This is a genomic window from Streptomyces sp. VRA16 Mangrove soil (genome assembly GCF_017377775.1).
Classification (GTDB): domain Bacteria; phylum Actinomycetota; class Actinomycetes; order Streptomycetales; family Streptomycetaceae; genus Streptomyces.
Genome location: NZ_JAFVLN010000015.1, coordinates 50,357 through 68,268, shown reverse-complemented (window position 1 = coordinate 68,268; position 17,912 = coordinate 50,357). Strand labels below are relative to the sequence as shown.

The 17,912-nt window shown below is 71.4% G+C and carries 16 protein-coding genes; 4 read left to right on the top strand and 12 right to left on the bottom strand.

Features of this window, described 5'->3' with window-relative positions; genetic code table 11:
* Positions 1 to 72: 72 nt before the first annotated feature.
* Both J3486_RS32335 and J3486_RS32330 read right to left on the bottom strand, forming a co-directional pair.
* Entirely contained in the window at positions 73 to 273 is a 201-nt protein-coding gene (locus J3486_RS32335; protein WP_207826778.1) for a hypothetical protein, read from the bottom strand.
* A 393-nt stretch (positions 274 to 666) separates the two neighbouring features.
* Positions 667 to 948 (bottom strand): acylphosphatase, encoded by a 282-nt coding sequence (locus J3486_RS32330; protein WP_207826776.1) that lies wholly within the window; start codon positions 946 to 948, stop codon positions 667 to 669.
* A 329-nt stretch (positions 949 to 1,277) separates the two neighbouring features.
* Here J3486_RS32330 and J3486_RS32325 point away from each other — a divergent pair, with 329 nt between their 5' ends.
* On the top strand, positions 1,278 to 2,231 hold the full coding sequence (locus J3486_RS32325; RefSeq protein ID WP_307805024.1) for a CAP domain-containing protein: 954 nt from the start codon (positions 1,278 to 1,280) through the stop codon (positions 2,229 to 2,231).
* A gap of 27 nt (positions 2,232 to 2,258) precedes the next feature.
* On the opposite strand, the gene J3486_RS32320 is transcribed toward J3486_RS32325, so the two are convergent.
* Positions 2,259 to 2,855: a flavodoxin family protein gene (locus J3486_RS32320; protein ID WP_207826773.1), complete on the bottom strand. Its 597-nt coding sequence runs from the start codon at positions 2,853 to 2,855 to the stop codon at positions 2,259 to 2,261.
* A gap of 114 nt (positions 2,856 to 2,969) precedes the next feature.
* On the opposite strand from J3486_RS32320, the gene J3486_RS32315 reads away from it, so the two are divergent.
* Positions 2,970 to 3,374, top strand: coding sequence for a helix-turn-helix domain-containing protein (locus J3486_RS32315; protein ID WP_207826771.1), 405 nt, complete (start codon positions 2,970 to 2,972; stop codon positions 3,372 to 3,374).
* Here J3486_RS32315 and mutM read toward each other — a convergent pair.
* The 8 genes from mutM to recG form a co-directional block, all read right to left on the bottom strand.
* Complete coding sequence (mutM, locus tag J3486_RS32310; protein ID WP_207826769.1) at positions 3,347 to 4,207, bottom strand: bifunctional DNA-formamidopyrimidine glycosylase/DNA-(apurinic or apyrimidinic site) lyase; 861 nt, start codon at positions 4,205 to 4,207, stop codon at positions 3,347 to 3,349. The two genes, J3486_RS32315 and mutM, sit on opposite strands and share 28 nt — an antisense overlap.
* Positions 4,208 to 4,328: 121 nt before the next feature.
* The gene (gene rnc, locus J3486_RS32305; RefSeq protein WP_207826767.1) at positions 4,329 to 5,135 is read right to left on the bottom strand and encodes a ribonuclease III; all 807 of its coding nucleotides are present in this window, start codon (positions 5,133 to 5,135) and stop codon (positions 4,329 to 4,331) included.
* 7 nt (positions 5,136 to 5,142) lie between these two features.
* Positions 5,143 to 5,316 carry a 50S ribosomal protein L32 gene (rpmF, locus tag J3486_RS32300; protein ID WP_015657589.1) on the bottom strand — a complete coding sequence of 58 codons (174 nt, stop codon included), beginning with the start codon at positions 5,314 to 5,316 and terminating at the stop codon, positions 5,143 to 5,145.
* A 2-nt stretch (positions 5,317 to 5,318) separates the two neighbouring features.
* On the bottom strand, positions 5,319 to 5,963 hold the full coding sequence (locus J3486_RS32295) for a DUF177 domain-containing protein (protein WP_207827127.1): 645 nt from the start codon (positions 5,961 to 5,963) through the stop codon (positions 5,319 to 5,321).
* 194 nt (positions 5,964 to 6,157) lie between these two features.
* The gene (locus tag J3486_RS32290; RefSeq protein ID WP_207827125.1) at positions 6,158 to 7,285 is read right to left on the bottom strand and encodes an ATP synthase F0 subunit B; all 1,128 of its coding nucleotides are present in this window, start codon (positions 7,283 to 7,285) and stop codon (positions 6,158 to 6,160) included.
* Positions 7,286 to 7,405: 120 nt separating this feature from the next.
* Positions 7,406 to 7,885: a pantetheine-phosphate adenylyltransferase gene (coaD, locus tag J3486_RS32285; RefSeq protein ID WP_207826765.1), complete on the bottom strand. Its 480-nt coding sequence runs from the start codon at positions 7,883 to 7,885 to the stop codon at positions 7,406 to 7,408.
* Positions 7,886 to 7,911: 26 nt separating this feature from the next.
* On the bottom strand, positions 7,912 to 8,508 hold the full coding sequence (rsmD, locus tag J3486_RS32280; RefSeq protein WP_207826764.1) for a 16S rRNA (guanine(966)-N(2))-methyltransferase RsmD: 597 nt from the start codon (positions 8,506 to 8,508) through the stop codon (positions 7,912 to 7,914).
* Between the two features lie 438 nt (positions 8,509 to 8,946).
* Positions 8,947 to 11,151 carry an ATP-dependent DNA helicase RecG gene (gene recG, locus J3486_RS32275; protein WP_207826755.1) on the bottom strand — a complete coding sequence of 735 codons (2,205 nt, stop codon included), beginning with the start codon at positions 11,149 to 11,151 and terminating at the stop codon, positions 8,947 to 8,949.
* A gap of 163 nt (positions 11,152 to 11,314) precedes the next feature.
* On the opposite strand from recG, the gene J3486_RS32270 reads away from it, so the two are divergent.
* Both J3486_RS32270 and J3486_RS32265 read left to right on the top strand, forming a co-directional pair.
* Positions 11,315 to 13,153, top strand: a complete 1,839-nt coding sequence (locus J3486_RS32270) for an HSP90 family protein (protein WP_207826753.1) — start codon at positions 11,315 to 11,317, stop codon at positions 13,151 to 13,153.
* Entirely contained in the window at positions 13,150 to 15,864 is a 2,715-nt protein-coding gene (locus J3486_RS32265; RefSeq protein WP_207826751.1) for a tetratricopeptide repeat protein, read from the top strand. The genes J3486_RS32270 and J3486_RS32265 overlap by 4 nt, the downstream gene beginning before the upstream one ends.
* Positions 15,865 to 16,050: 186 nt before the next feature.
* Here the strand turns inward: J3486_RS32265 and J3486_RS32260 are convergent, their stop codons facing one another.
* Positions 16,051 to 17,748 carry a DAK2 domain-containing protein gene (locus J3486_RS32260; protein WP_207826749.1) on the bottom strand — a complete coding sequence of 566 codons (1,698 nt, stop codon included), beginning with the start codon at positions 17,746 to 17,748 and terminating at the stop codon, positions 16,051 to 16,053.
* Positions 17,749 to 17,912: the final 164 nt, after the last annotated feature.

Genomic DNA, 17,912 nt, shown 5'->3' with positions numbered 1-17,912 from the left:
GGTGCCTATCTGGAGCGTTGCTCTTCAAGCGGTGGTTACGAGCAGCCGATCACGTGCGTCGTTGCCGCGTGATCAGGTGAGCGCAGGCTCCGCCTGGGGTACGTCGACCTCGATGAGAGCGTCGTGAGAAGCGGCAGCCGCGAGCGCGTCGTTCTCCGCCTGGATCCGGACAAGCTCGGATTCCAGGTCCTGGACACGCTGCTGGAGCCGTCGCATCTCGGCGAGGAGTCGCGGGTCGCTGCCGCCGACGTAACCGAGAAGCGCCTTTGCCATGATGGATGGTCCTCCACACTGAGTGACCGACCGAAGCGATGGTGGGTCGTGAGGGTCGTGAGGGAAAACGCACCCGCGGTGCTTGGCACTTCTTGTCTTGCTGGCCGTTCTCACATGCCAAACAGCTAAGGTGCGCGGGGCTTCCAGAGTCTCACCAAAAAGTTTGACGGTCAACACGATCACGCCCCGTATTGGCGGGCAACCCGGGGGCTCTGCGCCGCGGATCTTGCGGCGTGGCCTAACCTTCGGGGCCCCGGGGGCGTAGAGATCATCCGTACCCTGGGAGCCTCCCACGACTCCCCCGCGTTGGCAACCACCAGGGCATTTCTGCCCGGAGCAGTTGCCCGCGGCATCTCTGCGCGCCGGGTGCGGGACCCGGCCTGCGGAGACGTTTCAGCGAATGGCAAATCCGTCGTAGCCGCCGCGGGGTGTGTCCCAGATCTCGGTGACTCCGTCGACGCGTCCGGGTGTGTCGTCGCCGTGCAGCCAGTCGAGCAATTGCTGGCATGCCGCGCGGGGGCCCTCCGCGACCACTTGAACGCGGCCGTCCTCCAAATTGAGAGCAAAACCACTCAGGGACCCGATCTCCAGGGCCCGGGCCCGCGTGAACCAGCGAAAACCCACACGTTGGACGCGTCCGCGCACCCACGCGACCAGCCGCACATCTTCATTCATGGCTGCACGCTAACCGGCCAATTGCACTCGGAGCACTTCGTCCTCTTGCGTTCTGGGGTACCGTCGCGGACCGATGAGCCTCACCCGTATGGGTGAGTCACATTGACGACCGCGAAGATCAGGAAGGCCAGGACATGGGACGCCACCGACGCTCCGCCGCCGGCCGCGCCGCCACAGGCCGCGCCGCGGGCACCCCGGAACATCACTCCGAGGACGGGTACACCGAAGGATACGGCGCACAGTACGGCGTTGATCATTCGTGGGCGCACGAGGAGCAGACCTCCCCGTACCCCTCACATTCCGCCCACGCCGCGTACGTCTCGACGCCCATGGACGCGCCGACGTCTTCGTACCCGCGCACGCCCCTGTCGTCGTACGACGCTTCGCAGGACGAGACCGTCACCGCCCTGTACGGCTCGATCTCGCCGGCCGGCGGGGCCGGTGACCCGCAGCGCGGGCGCCCCCACCGCCGCAAGAAGCGCGACGGTGTCCCGCTGCGCACCGGGCTGCTCGGCGCCTCCGCCGCCGTGGCGATCGGCGCGGTCGCGGTGGCCTCGGGGCTGATCCCGGGCGGCGACTCCTTCAAGCTCGGCGGCGACAGCGGCAACAAGGTGCAGGCCGCCGACTCCCCCAGCATCGAGGCACAGGGCGGCACGGACGGCGCGGTCGAGGACCGTGCCTCGGAGTCCGCCGCGAGCCGCGACGAGCAGCGCTCGGCCTCGCCGTCCGCCTCACCCTCGAAGTCCGCGTCGGCCGCGCCGTCCGCGGAGCCCTCCAAGACCCCGGCCCCGGCGAAGACGCAGAGCGCCGGCAACGGTACGAAGACGAGGAGCGCGACCCCGTCGGCGTCCGCCCCCGCCAGGACCAAGGCCCCCGCGGCCGGTTCTGCCACGACCACCTCGGACGAGAGCGCCGCCGCCTCCCAGATCCTCGCCCTCGTCAATCAGGAGCGCGCCAAGGTCGGCTGCTCCCCCGTGACCGCGGACAGCGGACTGGCCGCGCTGGCGGGCGACTTCAGCCAGGACATGGCCGCGCGGGACTTCTTCGACCACACGGACCCGGACGGCGCGACGCCCTGGGACCGCGCCAAGAAGGCCGGCATCTCGGACCTCGGCGGCGAGAACATCGCCCGCGGCCAGGCCAACGCCCAGTCCGTCATGGACGCGTGGATGAACAGCGCGGGCCACAAGGCGAACATCCTCAACTGCGACTTCAAGACCCTCGGCGTCGGTGTGCACTTCGGTTCCGGCGGCCCGTGGTGGACGCAGGACTTCGGCTACTAGCGGGAGCGGTACGGGGGGCGGGCCGGGTCAGGCCGCGGCGCGCCCCGCGACGAACACCCGCGCCGTCTCGGCGACCCGGCGCCCCAGGTGCTCGGCCGTGGCGATGTCGGCCTTGTGGACACCCTCGGGGCCCTGGTCGTTGTTGCTCTGCGCGGCGGCGCCGGAGAAGAAGCCGAGGCGGTTGAGGTCGTTCTCGGACGCCGTGCTGGCGTTCCAGCCCGGGTGCAGACCGAGGTTGACCCAGGTCATGCCGTGCTGCGCGGCGAGCGTCTGGAAGAACTGCAGGGTGTGCAGCTTGTCGCCGCTCTTGGACGCCGAGTTGGTGAATCCGGCGGCGAGCTTGTCGCGCCAGGCATGCCCGAACCAGCGCTTCGACGAAGCCTCCGCGAACACGTGGAAGGCGCCCGACGCCGTACCCATGTAGGTCGGCGATCCGAAGACGATGGCGTCCGAGGCGTCGAGCTGCGCCCACTCCTCCTCCGATATCCCGTCGACGTCGATCAGGCGCGCCTCGGCCCCGGCCTGCACGGCACCGGCACGGACGGCCTCAGCGATCACGGCGGTGTGGCCGTAACCCGAGTGGTAGGCGATGGAGACAACAGGCGTGACGGCATGCGTGGCCATGGAAATGCACTCCTCGGGGCGACACCCCAGGTCGGAAACAGTGACTTAAGGAAAGCACTAACTTCTAGTTAGCGCAATCCATGGGTGCGCGCTGCACGGGAGTACTCTGGGGGCATGACCACGACCGACACCGACAGCGCCGTAGCCGCCGACCTCCCCTACAACGTGTTCGCCAAGGCATGTCCCTCGCGCGGCACGCTGGAGCACGTGACGGGACGCTGGGGCGCGCTCACGCTCGGAGCGCTGCACGAGGGCACGTTCCGCTTCAACGAGCTGCGCCGTCGCGTGGACGGCGTGAGCGAGAAGATGCTGTCGCAGACGCTGCACGCGCTGGAGCGCGACGGTCTGGTGCACCGCGAGGCGCAGCCGACGAACCCGCCGCGCGTGGACTACGAACTGACGCCGCTGGGGCGTGAGGTGGCCGAACGCCTGCTGACGCTCATCCACTTCGTGGAGGGCAGCATGGACGACGTCCTGGTGGCGCGCGAGCGTTACGACGAGACGCGCGGGACCCGCTGACAGCGCGGGCAGAAGTAGCTGGACCGGTTCATCCAGGCGCGGCGCCGCATCGGTGTGGCGCACCGTCGGCAGGGCTCGCCCTCACGCCCGTACGCGTCGAGGGACCGGTCGAAGTAGCCGGACTCCCCGTTCACGTTCACGTACAGGGAGTCGAAACTCGTCCCGCCGACCGCCAGCGCCGCGTTCATCACGTCCCTGACGTGGCCGAGGAGTTCGGCCGTGCGCGGGCGCGTGAACGTGGCCGTGGGACGCTCGTAGTGCAGCCGCGCGCGCCACAGCGCCTCGTCCGCATAGATGTTGCCGACCCCGCTGATGAGCGACTGGTCGAGCAGGGCGCGCTTGATGGTGGTGCGCTTGCGGCGCAGCGCGTCGTGGAACGCGGCATCGTCGAAGAGCGGGTCGAGCGGGTCACGGGCGATGTGCGCGATGACGTCCGGCAGCCCCGCGCTGTCGGTGTCGTGCAGCGACAGACCGCCGAAGGTGCGCTGGTCGACGAAGCGCAGTTCCGTACCGAGGTCGTCGGCGAACCCGACCCGGATGCGCAGATGTTTCTCGTCCGGGGCGTCGTGCGGCTGCACCAGGAGCTGCCCGCTCATCCCGAGGTGCGCGAGCACGGCGGTGTGCGCCGTCTCCAGCGGCAGCCAGAGGTACTTGCCGCGGCGGCTCGGCTCTCCGATCCGCTCTCCCTTGAGCCGGTGCGCGAAATCCTCGCCGCCCGCGAGATGCCGGCGCACCGCGCGCGGGTGCAGCACCTCGACGTCGGCGACGGTCCGCTGCGCCACCCACCGCGCGAGCCCACGTCGCACGACTTCGACTTCGGGCAGCTCGGGCACGGGGTCCTCCGGATCTCTTGGCTGCGGCGAGAGTACCGCGCCACGACAGGGCGCGGCCGACGTGCGAAAAAACGCCCGCCCCCACCGGAATCGATGGGGGCGGGCGCCAGGAAACGAAGGGCTACGCCCCGGGGGCGCCGTCGGCGCCGGCCCCCTCGGACGCGGCAGCCTTGGCCCGCTCGTCCGCGGCGGCGCGAATCGAGCGCCATGCGGACTCCGCGGCCTGCTGCTCCGCTTCCTTCTTGCTGCGGCCGGTGCCGGTGCCGTACGAGACGCCTCCGACGCGGGCGGCAGCAGTGAAGGTCTTCTCGTGGTCGGGACCGGTCTCGGAGACCAGGTACTCGGGAACACCGAGCCCCTCGGTCGCCGTGAGCTCCTGGAGACTGGTCTTCCAGTCCAGGCCGGCACCCAGATTCGAGGACTTCTCGATCAACGGGTCGAAGAGACGGTGGACGAGTTCGCCCGCCGCGTCCAGACCCTGATCCAGATACACAGCGCCGATCACCGCTTCAAGGGTGTCGGCGAGGATGGACGCCTTGTCCCGGCCGCCCGTGCCCTCTTCACCCCGGCCGAGCCGGATGAAGGAACCCAGGTCGAGCCCGCGACTGACCTCCGCAAGCGCACGCGAATTGACCACCGCGGCCCGCAGCTTGGCCAGCTGGCCCTCGGGCAGGTCGGGGTGGGTGCGATAGAGGGTGTCGGTGACGACCAGACCGAGCACGGAGTCCCCGAGGAACTCCAGCCGCTCGTTGGTCGGCAGTCCGCCGTTCTCGTACGCGTACGAGCGATGCGTCAGCGCACGCACCAGAAGGGCGGACTCGAGCTTGTACCCGAGCCGCCCTTCCAGAAGCGTGTGGGACGAGGCTGTGGTGTCCGCCTTTTTCTTGGCGTCATCCGCCGATTTATGGCTAGCCACTGTGCCTCTCACCAGCCGCTCAGACCTCGAGGACCTGGCGCTTGTTGTAGGTGCCGCAAGACGGGCACGCAATGTGCTGCTGCTTGGGCTCGTGGCAGCGCTCGCACGCAACCAGGGGGGTGACCGCAGCCTTCCACTGCGACCGGCGGTGGCGCGTGTTGCTGCGCGACATCTTCCGCTTCGGAACAGCCACGGCTACTTCTCCTGCTTCTCGTCGACGCCCGCTTCCGCTTCGGCGCCGCTCATCTCGTCCTTCTCGCCGTCCTGGATGGTGCCAGCGAGTCCCTGCAAAGCCGCCCAACGGATGTCGACGGCGTCATGGTGGTGGCCGGGCTCGTCCGAGAGCCGCACTCCGCATTCGGAGCACAGACCCTCGCAGTCCTCCTGGCACACCGGCTGCATCGGCAGTGCGAGCACCACCGCATCACGCAGCACCGGCTCGAGGTCGAACAGGCCGTCCTCGAGAAAGAGCCTGTCCTCGTCGTCCTCGGCGTCGTCGCCGGCGTCGTCCTTGGGACGGCCCCGGTCGTCGGCGTCAGGGTACGAGAACATCTCCTGGAAGTCCGCGTCGACCTCGAGGTCGAGCGGCTCCAGACACCTTACGCACTCCCCCTTGGCCGATGCACGGGCGGTGCCTGTGACAAGCACCCCTTCCATGACCGACTCCAGACGGAGCTCGAGCTCCACCGGGGCGCCTTCCGGCACCTCGATGACTCCCTGGATACCGAGGTCCTTGGGAGCGTCGATCGTGCGGGACAGCCGCTGCATGGCACCAGGACGCCGACCCAACTCGTGTGTGTCGAACACGAGGGGGTTGCGGTGGTCGAGGTGGGTGTTCAGGGCTGGTCCTGCTTTCGATCTACGAAGCTTGCGAAGAAGCTCCGGTGGGGAGCAGCCGCTCCGGCTATTCCGGGCAGCTCGGAACGCACGTGTACGCGCGACCGAAGAGCCAGGATACTGGACGTTTCACTCTCGGCCCAATCCGGTCCCGGCCACCTTGGGCCCGCTCCCCCGGGAGCCCTTGCGGCACCGGGTCAGCGGCCCTGGTCGTACTGCCGTTCGTAGTCGCGCACCTGATCCATGCTGATCATGCTGGTGTCGAAGAGGCTGGTCTCGTCGAGCGCACCGGCGGGTGCGGCGGCCTGGGGCTGCTGCGGGTCCTGCGGATAGCCGTACCCGTAGGCGGCCTGCTGCTGCGCCGCGTACGGATCCTGCTGCTGGGCCGCGTACGGGTCCTGCTGCTGGTACGCCGCGTACGGATCCTGCTGCTGCGCCGCGTACGGGTCCTGCTGGCCGTAGGGCTGCTGGTACGCCGCGTAGGGATCGTGCTGCGGCGCTTCCTGCGCGTACACGGGCTGCTGGGCCGGGATCTGCGGGATCTGCGGGGCCTCCGGCTCCTGGGACGCCGCCTGGTGGGCCTGGGCGTCCTGGCTGCCGATCTCTGCGAGTCCGGCCAGGTAGTCGGCGTCGCTGGTGTGCGCCTGGGGCTCGCCGTCCGCGCCGGGCAGCAGGCCCAGGTCGTCGCTGGCGATGCGGCCGTGCAGCTTCTGGCGGCCCTTGCCGACGGCCTCCAGCGTCTTGGCGAGGACCGCTTCGAAGGCGCCCAGCTTGGTGTCCACGTACGCGTCGGCGTCGCGGCGCAGCGTCTCGGGGTCGTGGCTGCGCTCGGGGGCGTCGTCCAGTTCGGGGTCCACGTAGCCCTGCTCGTCGACGCCGGGCCCGGTGCCGAGCAGCTTCTCGCGGCCGCGGCCGACGGAGCCGAGGGTCTTGGTGAGGACGACCTCGAAGTTGGCGAGCTTGGAGTCGACGTAGTCGTCGGCCTCCGCGCGCACCTCCTCGGCCTCCTGACGGGCCTCGGCGAGGATCCGGTCAGCCTCGTTCTGCGAGCGGCGGGCGATCTCCGTGTCGGAGATCAGGGTGCCGCGCTCGGCGTGCGCGGTCTCGATGATCCGCTCGGCCTCGGCGCGGGCCTGCTCGACCATCTGCTCCCGGCCGCCGATCAGCTCCTGAGCCTGGGCCAGGGAGCCGGGCAGCGCCTGGCGCACCTCTTCGAGCATCGAGAGAAGGTCGGCGCGGTTGACCACGCACGAGGCCGACATGGGCATGGATCGGGCGTTACCGACCGCGGCGACGATCTCGTCGAGCTTCTTCTGCACGTCCACCGTGTGCTCGCCACTCTCTCGTCTGCTCACAGTGATGTGAGGGGGGTTGGAGACGGACGGGACGACTGTATGCCCAACTGGTGTGTGCGTGTCACTTCTTGAGGGGCGGCCGGGGGCGCTTCACTTCTTGGGGAGGCGCTCGGTCAGCGCCGCGTGCACCTGCGGCGGGACCAGGTGCGACACGTCGCCGCCCCAGGCCGCGACCTCCTTGACGAGCGAGGAGGACAGGAAGCTGTAGGTGGGGTTGGTGGGGACGAAGAGGGTCTCCACCCCCGAGAGGCCGTTGTTCATCTGGGCCATCTGCAGCTCGTAGTCGAAGTCGCTGACGGCACGCAGGCCCTTCACGATGGCCGGGATGTCGCGCTGCTTGCAGAAGTCGACGAGGAGGCCGTGGAAGGACTCCACCTCCACGTTGCCGAAGTCCGCGGTGACCTCGCGGATCAGCTCGATGCGCTCGTCGACGGTGAACAGTCCCTGCTTGGACTTGTTGATCATCACCGCGACGTGCACCACGTCGTACAGCTTGGAGGCTCGGGCGATGATGTCGAGGTGTCCGTTGGTGATGGGGTCGAACGACCCCGGACAGACTGCGCGGCGCACGGGAAGTCCCTCGCTCTCCGGTCCGGTCATCGTGCGTCGTCGCACGTGAGGGTGGTGTTCAAGGCGGCGCGACCGTACCAAAACGTGCCCTCGCCGTAACGACGGGACCTCAGTCCCTCGAAACCGTCAGGCCACCGGAATTCGCCGCCTCTGGTGCTGCGCTCCACGGTGACGAGCGCTTCGTCCGCGAGCCAGCCCTGAGTGCGGAGTGTGAGCAGGATCTCCCGAAGATCGTCGTCCGAGACCGCGTACGGAGGGTCGAGAAAGACCAGGTCGTAGGGGGTGGCCGGCGGCTCTCCGGTGACGACTTGTTCCGCTTTTCCGGTACGTGCCTCCGCTCCGGGCAGGCCGAGGGCCTTGATGTTCTCGCGGATCGTGCGGGCCGCGCGGGCGTCGGCCTCGACGAGCAGCGCGTGCGCGGAGCCGCGCGAGAGCGCCTCCAGGCCGACGGCTCCGGAGCCCGCGTAGAGGTCGGCGACGCGAGTGCCGTCGAGGGTGCCGAGCAGCGCCTGCCAGGTGGAGAAGAGGCCCTCGCGCGCCCGGTCGGAGGTGGGGCGGGTGCCGTTCCCCGGCGGCACGGCCAGACGGCGTCCGCCGGCCTTCCCGGCGATCACGCGGGTCATCTCGGTTCTCGGTCCTTGTCACAGAGGGGCTGAACTGACTCGTAGGGGTCCAGTCTCTCAGGGGGCGCGCACGACCGCCGCCCTGGGCAACGAAGCAAACTGAGCAACCCACCACCCGCCCCCCACCCGCCTCAGGCAACCACCGGGCCCACCGCCGCGGGCAACGGCCCGCCCCACCGCCTGCCTCAGGCGACCACGGGGCCAGCGCCGCGGGCAACTGTCCGACCCCACCGCTTTGGCAAGCCGCCGCCCCGCCACGTCCCGCCTTGGGCAATCTGCCGCCAAGGGCGGCAGGGTGGGCAAGGCGGCCCCCGGCGCGGGGCGAGCGCTCCAGTCGGCCCCGACCTCGGCCCCGACCTCGGCCCCCGCCCCGGCCTCGGCCCCCGGCCCCGGCCCCGGCCCCGGCCAAAGCCGTTCCCGCCCTGAGCCGGCCCGGGCTCACCCCTTGTCCAGGTACTGCTCCCGCTCCGCATCCAGCAACGCGTCCAACGCCGTACGCAACCCCGGCAACCGCTCCAGGTCCGGATCAGCGGCCACCACCCGGGTCGCCTCCTCCCGCGCCTCCCCGATGATCTCCTCGTCCTCGATCACGGCCAGCATCCGCAAGGAGGACCGCACACCGGACTGCGCCTGCCCCAGCACATCTCCCTCCCGCCGCTGCTCCAGGTCGATCCGCGACAGCTCGAACCCGTCGAGCGTGGAGGCGACGGCCCCGAGCCGCGCCCGCGCAGGACTCGCCTCGGGCATCTCGGTGACCAGCAGACACAGCCCCGCCGCGGAACCACGCCCCACGCGCCCGCGCAGCTGGTGCAGCTGCGAGACCCCGAACCGGTCGGCGTCCATGATCACCATCGCCGTCGCGTTGGGCACGTTCACCCCGACCTCGATGACGGTCGTGGCGACGAGCACATCCGTCTCGCCCGCGGCGAACCGCCGCATCACCGCATCCTTGTCGTCGGGGTGCATCCGCCCGTGCAGCACCTCGACCTTGAGCCCCTGGAGCGGCCCGCGCGCCAGCTCCTCCGCGACCTCCAGCACGGCGAGCGGAGGCCGCTTCTCGGCCTCGTCCTCCGCGGTCTTCTTCTTGGTCTTGCTCTTCTTCTCGTCCTCGTCGTCCCCGATGCGCGGACAGACGACGTACGCCTGATGCCCGTTGCCCACCTCCTCGCGTACGCGCTCCCACGCGCGCGCCAGGAAGTGCGGCTTGTCGGCGGCGGGCACGACGTGGCTGGCGATGGGCGAACGTCCGGCCGGCAGCTGGTCGAGGACCGACGTCTCCAGGTCGCCGAAGACGGTCATCGCGACCGTGCGCGGGATCGGCGTCGCGGTCATGACGAGCAGGTGCGGCGGCTGCTTGCCCTTGGAGCGCAGGGCGTCGCGCTGCTCGACACCGAACCGGTGCTGTTCGTCCACGACGACCAGGCCCAGGTCGTGGAACTGCACCTTGTCCTCGATCAGCGCGTGGGTGCCGATGACGATGCCGGCCTCACCGGTGACGAGGTCGAGCAGCGCCTGCTTGCGCGCGGCGGTGCCCATGGAGCCGGTGAGCAGCACCACCTTGGTGGAGTGCTCGGCGCCGCCGAGCATGCCGCCCTCGGCCAGCTCGCCCATCATCTCGGTGATCGAGCGGTGGTGCTGCTGGGCGAGGACCTCCGTGGGCGCCAGCATCGCGGCCTGCCCGCCCGCGTCGACGACGGCGAGCATGGCGCGCAGGGCGACCATCGTCTTGCCCGAGCCGACCTCTCCCTGGAGCAGCCGGTGCATCGGATGCTCGGTGGCCAGGTCGTCGAAGATCTCCTTGGAGACCTTCCGCTGGCCGTCGGTGAGCGTGAACGGGAGCTTCGCGTCGAAGGCTGTGAGGAGGCCGTCGGGCTGCGGCACGCGCGCGACGGCGGTCAGCTGGGTGTCCGCGAACCGGCGCCGGGCGAGGGCGACTTGGAGGACGAACGCCTCGTCCCACTTGAGACGGGCACGGGCCTCTTCGATGTCGTTCTTGGTGTGCGGCCGGTGGATCTTGAGCAGGGCCTCCGGCAGCGGGACGAGTCCGCGCCCCTCGCGCAGCGACTCCGGCAGCGGGTCGATGGCCTCCTGGGCGCTGGGCAGCACCACGTCGACGGAGGTGGAGATCTTCCAGGACTCCAGCTTGGCCGTGGCCGGGTAGATCGGCAGCAACGCCCCGGCCCAGGCGCCGACGGCCTCGGCAGCGTCCTCCGTGGAGTCGACGTGCAGCAACTGATAGGCCGGATGCGCCAGTTGCATCTTCCGGTTGAACAGGGAGACCTTGCCGGCGAACATCGCGCGCGTGCCCGGCAGCAGATCCTTGTGGGGCTTGTGGATGCCCTTGCCGAAGAAGACGAGCTGGACCTGCCCGCTGCCGTCGGTGATGGTGACCTCCAGGCGCTGGCCCCTGCCGTTGTTGAACTTCAGCACGCGCGCGGTCGCGACCTGGGCGACCACCGTGACGTGCTCGTCCAGGGGCAGCTCCGCCAGGCGCGTGAGCTCACCGCGCTCGGCGTATCTGCGCGGGTAGTGGTGGAGCAGGTCACCGACGGTGTGCAGGTCCAGGTGCTCGGCCATCACCTTCGCGGTGGGAGGGCCGAGCACTTTCTTCAACGGTTCTTCGAGCGCAGGCACGAGATCCATTGCACACCACTCCACTGACAATCCTTCGCAGGTCCCCGAAAACTCCTGGTCAGCAGCGGCTTGCGGGCCCTAGGATGACCGCCTTCCGACCCTTCTCGCGGTCACCTCATCGCAGGGCCGCCCGACCCGCGCCGTCGCCCGTCCCCCCACCGGCGCAGCGACGATGGATTCCCAGACTTCTCACGATGCCCGGCGCGCTGCGGCGCCCCACACGTTCCAGGTCGACCTGCGCGGTCTCGTCGACCTGCTCTCCCACCACCTGTACTCCAGCCCGAAGGTCTACCTGCGCGAGTTGCTGCAGAACGCGGTGGACGCCATCACCGCGCGCCGCGCCGAGCAGCCCGACTCCCCCGCCACCGTGCGACTGTTCGCCGAGAACGGCTCGCTGCGGGTCGAGGACTCCGGGATCGGTCTGACCGAGGCGGACGTGCACAGTCTGCTCGCCACGATCGGCCGCAGCTCCAAGCGCGGTGACGGCCTGGAGTCGGCCCGCGCCGACTTCCTGGGCCAGTTCGGCATCGGCCTGCTCGCGTGCTTCGTGGTGGCCGAGCGGATCCGCGTGGTCAGCCGCAGCGCGCGGACGCCTGACGCGCCGCCGGTCGAGTGGACGGCCCGGGACGACGGTTCGTACACGGTCCGTACGCTCCCGGACGCGGCCCGCGCCGAACCGGGCACGACGGTTCATCTGGAGGCCCGCGCGGGCGCCGCCGAGTGGCTCACCGAGGAGCGCGTGCTGACGCTGGCGCGGGACTTCGGCTCGCTGCTGCCGTACGACGTGCGCGTGGGCGAGACGCCGGTGACCGACCTTCCGGCCGTCTGGAACCGTACGTATCCGAGCCCGGCCGCCCGCCGGGTGGCGCTGGCCCGCCACTGCCACGACCTGTTCGGGTTCACGCCACTGGACTCGATCGAGCTCGACGTGCCGCTCGCGGGGATCCGGGGCGTCGCGCACGTGCTGCCGCAGGCGGTCAGCCCGGCGCAGCGCGCGGGCCACCGCGTGCACCTGAAGGGCATGCTCCTGACCGAGCGGGCCGAGCAGTTGCTGCCCGACTGGGCCTTCTTCGTGCGCTGTGTCCTCGACACGGACAGCCTGCGTCCCACGGCGTCGCGCGAGTCCCTGTACGAGGACGAGACCCTGGCCGCCGTGCGGGAGGCCCTGGGCGAGCGCATCCGGGAGTGGCTGACGGCGCTCGCCGCCGGGGATCCCGAGCGGCTCGCCGCCTTCTTGTCGGTGCACCACCTGGGAGTGAAGTCCCTGGCGCGGCACGACGGGGAGATGCTGCGCACGATGCTGCCGTGGCTGCCGTTCGAGACGACGGACGGGCAGCTCTCCCTGGAGGAGTTCGCGCAGCGTCACGCCGTTGTGCACTTCACGCGGACCGTGGAGGAGTTCCGGCAGGTCGCGCCGATCGCCTCGGCGCAGGGCATCGGGGTGGTCAACGGCGGTTACACGTATGACGCCGATCTGGTCGAGGCGCTGCCCTCGGTCCGCCCCGGCACGCCCGTGGCGGAGCTGGACGCGGACACCGTGACCGCGCACCTGGACTCGGTCGACCCGGCCGAGGAGCTGGCCCTGTCGGCGTTCCTCACTGCGGCCAGGACCCGGCTCGACCCGCTGGGCTGCGACGTCGTCCTGCGCGCGTTCCACCCGCTGACCGTGCCCGCGCTGCACCTGGACGACCGGGCGGCCCGCCACGAGCAGGCGCGCGCGGAGGCCGAGGCCCAGGCCGACGACCTGTGGGCGGGCATCCTGGGCTCCCTGCGCGGCAGCGCGCCCCGCGCGCGTCTCGTCCTCAACCACCTCAACCCGCTGATCCGCAGGGTGAGTTCACTGGGCGACCCGGAGCTGATCGGCACCGCCGCGGAGGCCCTCTACGGGCAGGCGCTGCTGATGGCGCAGCGTCCGCTGCGCCCCGCCGACTCCGCGCTGCTCAACCGCTCGTTCATCGGCCTCCTGGAGTGGGCCACACACCCCGGCACCGGAAAGGACGACGCCCGATGAGCGGAACCGACGGGATCATGGACCTGGACGCGCTGCGGCGCGCGATGGCGGAGAACGCGGCGCAGCCCGAGGGTCCGGCCCGCGGCGCCCGCGCGGAGCTGCTGCTCGCCGAGGCCGAGAAGCTCGGCGAGCCCCTCGCCGTGATCGAGGCGCTCGGCCACCAGCTGCAGATGTACAACTACAGCTCCGAGAAGGACAAGATGTTCGTCCCCTTCGCGCGTCTGCTGCGCATGTGGGACGAGCGCCCCGAGGACTTCGACGCCCACGAGACGCACGCGCTGCACTGGGTCTTCAAGTGGATGTCGGGCGGCATGCTCAACCAGCCGCACATCCCGCTCGCCTCCATGGAGAAGTGGCTCGGCGAGATGGAGCACCGCTACCGGGTGGCCGGGCACTCCGAGCGGGCCGTGCGTATGAGCGAGTTCTACGTCGCCGACCACATGGGTGACGAAGAGCGGGCCACGCGCGCGTACGACGCCTGGCTGGCCGCCGACCGTGACGAGATGGCGGACTGTCACGCCTGTGAACTGAACGGGCAGGGCGCCCGCCAGTCGGACCTGAGGGACGACGAGCGGGCCCTGGACCTGTGGCGGCCCGTCCTGGAGGGCGAGCACAAGTGCGCCCACGAGCCGCACGCCACGCTCGCCGCCTCGCTGCTCCCGCTGCTGCGCCTGGGCCGTCCCGAGGAGGCCCGCGCGCACCATCTGCGTGGCTACCGCCTGGTGCGGCAGATGGAGTCCATGCGCGGCGCGTTCGCCTCGCACGTGGAGTTCTGCGCCCTGACCGGTAACGAGGCCAGGGCCGTGGAGCTCCTCGCGGAACGGCCGGCGTACTTCACGGACAGCGGCAATCCGCACGGCCTGATGGAGTTCCTGGCCGTGACGGCCCTGACGGCGGACCGGCTGGTGGAGCTGGGCCTGGGCGAGCAGCAGGTTCCCGGGCCCGCGGGCCGGACCTGGACGGCGGCCGAACTCGCCATGCACGCGCGCGCGGAGGCGCTGTCCCTGGCGTCCCGCTTCGACGAGCGCAACGGCACCGGCCATGTGGGCCGACGGGTCAGGGAGCGCATGGACCAGCGGCCCCTGCTCGAACGTCTCCCCCTGGGCGTGCGGGTCGTGCGGCCCGCCTCCGTGAAGTCCGTCGCGGCGAGCCCCGCGCCCGCCGAGCAGCCCTCGGACGCCGCGACGCTGGTCGACGAGGCCCGCAGGCTCTCCGCCGAGGTGGGCGGCCCGGAGGCGGGCCGCGCCTGGGAGAGGGCCGCGCGGGCCGCGGAGGAGGAGGGGCTGGAGCTCACCGTCCACGACCGCGCCGAGGTCGCCGACTACAGGGCGATGATCTTGAAAGGCGATGCCGAACTCTTCGTTCGTGCGGCCGAGTTGTACGAGGCTTCCGGTGACGTCGCGGAGGCCAGGGCGGCCCGCGCGCGCAGTGCGTACGCGCTCGCCCGCGAGGGGCGCACGGACGAGGCGCTGGCCGCGGTGCGGGAGCCCTACGAGCAGGTGCTCGCGATCCTCTCCGGCCTCGACGCCGCGACGGTCAGGCCCGCCGCAGCCGTGCTGGCGTGCCGCGCGCAGATCCTGCTGCAGGCCCACTCCGGGGACGAGCAGATCGCCGAGGCGGAGACCTGCGCACGTCAGCTGCTGGCTCTGACCGAGCCGTTCGCCGACCTGCCGCGGCTGGTCTCCATGGGGGCGTCGGCGCGCGCGATGCTCGGTGACATCGCGCTGCACCGCGCTGCCCCTGAGGAGGCCGCCGCCCTGTACGCGCAGGCGTCAGCGGCGCATGTCGCCGCGGAGCGTCCCTGGGTGGCCGTGGACTGCGATCTCCGTCTTGCGGAGATCGCCCGGGACCGTGAGGACGTGGAGGGCGCCGAGCGGGCGCTGCGGGCCGCCCTGGAGCACAGCGCCGGCTACCGGGAGCCGGTCGATGCCGCTCAGCTGCACCTCCAGCTCGCCGAGGTCCTCGCCTCGGACGGCCGGTTCGGGCAGGCGTCCGAGCACGCCCTGGAGGCCGCGCACTGGGCCGACGAGGCCGGTGAGCGGGAGTTCGGCGCCTGGGCGCGCTTCCAGTTGGGCGGTCATCTGCTGCGCGTGGAACGCACGGCGGAGGCCGCGGAGGTCCTGGAGTCGGCGCTGCTCGACCTGACCGCCGACGACCACGGCGAGGGCGCGCTCGTGCAGGCCCGGTGGTGGCTCGGCGACTGCGCCCGGACGCTGGGCGAGCACCTGCAGTCCGCGGAGGCGTGGCTGAAGGCGGCCGAGATCGCCCAGCACTGGCCCGAGCAGCGCGACCACGCGGTGCTCGCGCATCTGGCGGCGGACGCTCTCGACCGCGCGGGGCGCCCGGAGGAGGCGGACCGCGCCTACGTGCGCGCGGGCGAGCTGTGGGCCTCCATGGGACAGGTGCACTCCGTGGTGCGATGCCTGCGCGCGCGTGCCTGGCTGGACTCCGCGTCCGAGGACGACGAGCGCGAACTGATGGGCGCGGCGATCCGCACCTGCCAGGAGGCGCTCGCTGCGGAGGAAGCCGACCGACCGGCCCTTCTGTCCGAACTGGGCCACACACACCGCCAGCTCGCGGAACTCCTGGACCGGCGCGGCGAGACTGCGGACGCCTCGACCCAACTGGAACGGGCCGCGGCGGCGTTCACCGAGGCCGGCGACGAGGACCGCGCCCGGGAGGCAACGGAAACCCGAGCAACACTCCAATAGCCACCTCTGCCCCCACCCCGCCGCCTCGGACCATCCACGGCCCGGCCCGCCTTGGGCAATCTGCCGCCGGTCGGCTGCCGCGCCGCCTTGGGCAATCTGCCGCCTGGGGCGGCAGGGTGGGCAAGGCGGCACCACGGCGCCGGGCAGGCGCTCCCGCAGGCCCCCGCCCACGGCGCGGCTCCGGCTCTACTCGACCCCGATCAGCAGCAACGCCGACTGCCGGCCACCCCGGTACACCACGGTGTCCACCGCGAGATGAGCCTCGCGGACGTGCCGCTCGAGCCCGTCCGCGACCTCGTCGGGCACCTCGTCCCCCAGGACGAGCGTGACCAGCTCACCCCCCGCGGCGAGCATCCGGTCGAGCACGGTCCGGGCGGTCTCCGGCACCGCGCTCCCGATCACGGCCACGTCCCCGTCGATGAGCCCGAGAACGTCCCCGGCCTGGCAGATGCCGGCCATGGTCCACGACTGCCGCTCGGCGACGGCCAGCTCGGCATAGCGTGTCGCACCCGCGGCCGAGGTCATGGCGACGACGTCCTCGTCGAAGCGCCGATCGGGCTCGTGCACGGCGAGCGCGGCGATGCCCTGGACGGCGGACCGGGTGGGAATGAGCGCGACGCGTACGCCCTCGGACCGGGCCTGCTCGGCGGCCGCGGCGGCAGTGTGCCGCAGCTCGGCGTCGTTCGGCAGTAGCACCACCTCACGCGCGTGCGCGCGCCGGATCGCGTCGACCAGCTCGCCACTGGCGGGCGGCTCCCCCGGACGGTCGGGAACGGTCGTCGCGCCCGCCTCCGCATACAGGCCCGCGAGCCCGTCGCCGGGCACGACCGCGACGACGGCCCGCTGCGCACGCTCACGGGGCGGCGCGGAGCCGCGGGAGGCGTGCACGTCGCCGAGCCCGAAGTGGGTGATGCGGATGCGATAGGGCCGCCCGGCCTCCACGCCCGCTTCGACGGCCGCGCCCGCGTCGTCCACATGGACGTGCACGTTCCACAGCCCGTCCCCGCCGACGACGACCAGGGAGTCCCCCAGGGCGTCGAGCCGGGTCCGCAGCCGGGCCACGGCCCGGTCGTCGGCTTCCAGCAGATAGATGACTTCGAAGGCGGGTCCCGCGACGCCGTGCTCCTCGGAGCATTCAAGGAGGGCGTTGGCGGGGACGGCGTCCACGCGCGCGTACCCGTCCATCTGCCGCGGCTGCTGCTGTCGTACGGGCACGGCGTCACCGGAGACGGCCTGGCTCAGTGCCCCCAGCACGGCCACGAGCCCCCGTCCGCCGGCGTCCACGACCCCGGCGCTGCCTAGGACCGCGAGCTGGCCCGGTGTCGCGGCGAGCGCCGTACAAGCGCCTTCGTAGGCGGCCCGTGCCACGTCCCCGCAGTCGCCGTCGACGCCGGTCGCGGCGTCCGCGGCCGCCGTCGCGACCGTGAGGACGGTGCCCTCCACGGGGTGGGCGACGGCCTCACGCGCGGATTCCGCGGCCCGTCGCAGGGCGAGACGCAGGGCCTCCCCGTCGGCCGGACCGTCGTGATCCGCGTCACGGATCCGGTCGTCGGCGAGCACCTGAGACATCCCGCGCAGCAGCTGGGCGAGGATCGTTCCGGAGTTCCCCCGGGCCCCGATGAGGGCGCCGTGCGCCATGGCACGCATCACTTCTGGGAGCGCGGGCGTCGCGGGTTCCAGCCCGGCGAAGACTGCCTCGACCGCCTGGTGCGCGGACTCCACGGTCAGGTACAGGTTGGTGCCGGTGTCCCCGTCGGCCACGGGATAGACGTTGATCGCGTCGATCTCCGCCCGCTCTCTGCCCAGTGCTTCCAGGGCCAGTGAGCACCAGGCGCGCATCGCGGCTACGTCGAGTACGTGTCGCACCTGCGGCACCTGCGGCACTGCGCCTCCTTTGAGCAGCGGGACTGGCACGCAGAGTAGACCCCGCCGCGGCGCCGCCCGGGAAGAGGGCCCGGTCGGGGGCCCGGGGCAGCGGACCGGTCAACCATGGTAGTTTCGTTGTACCGAAGCAGCCGTTGTATGCTGCTCCGGTTGCCCGATATCCA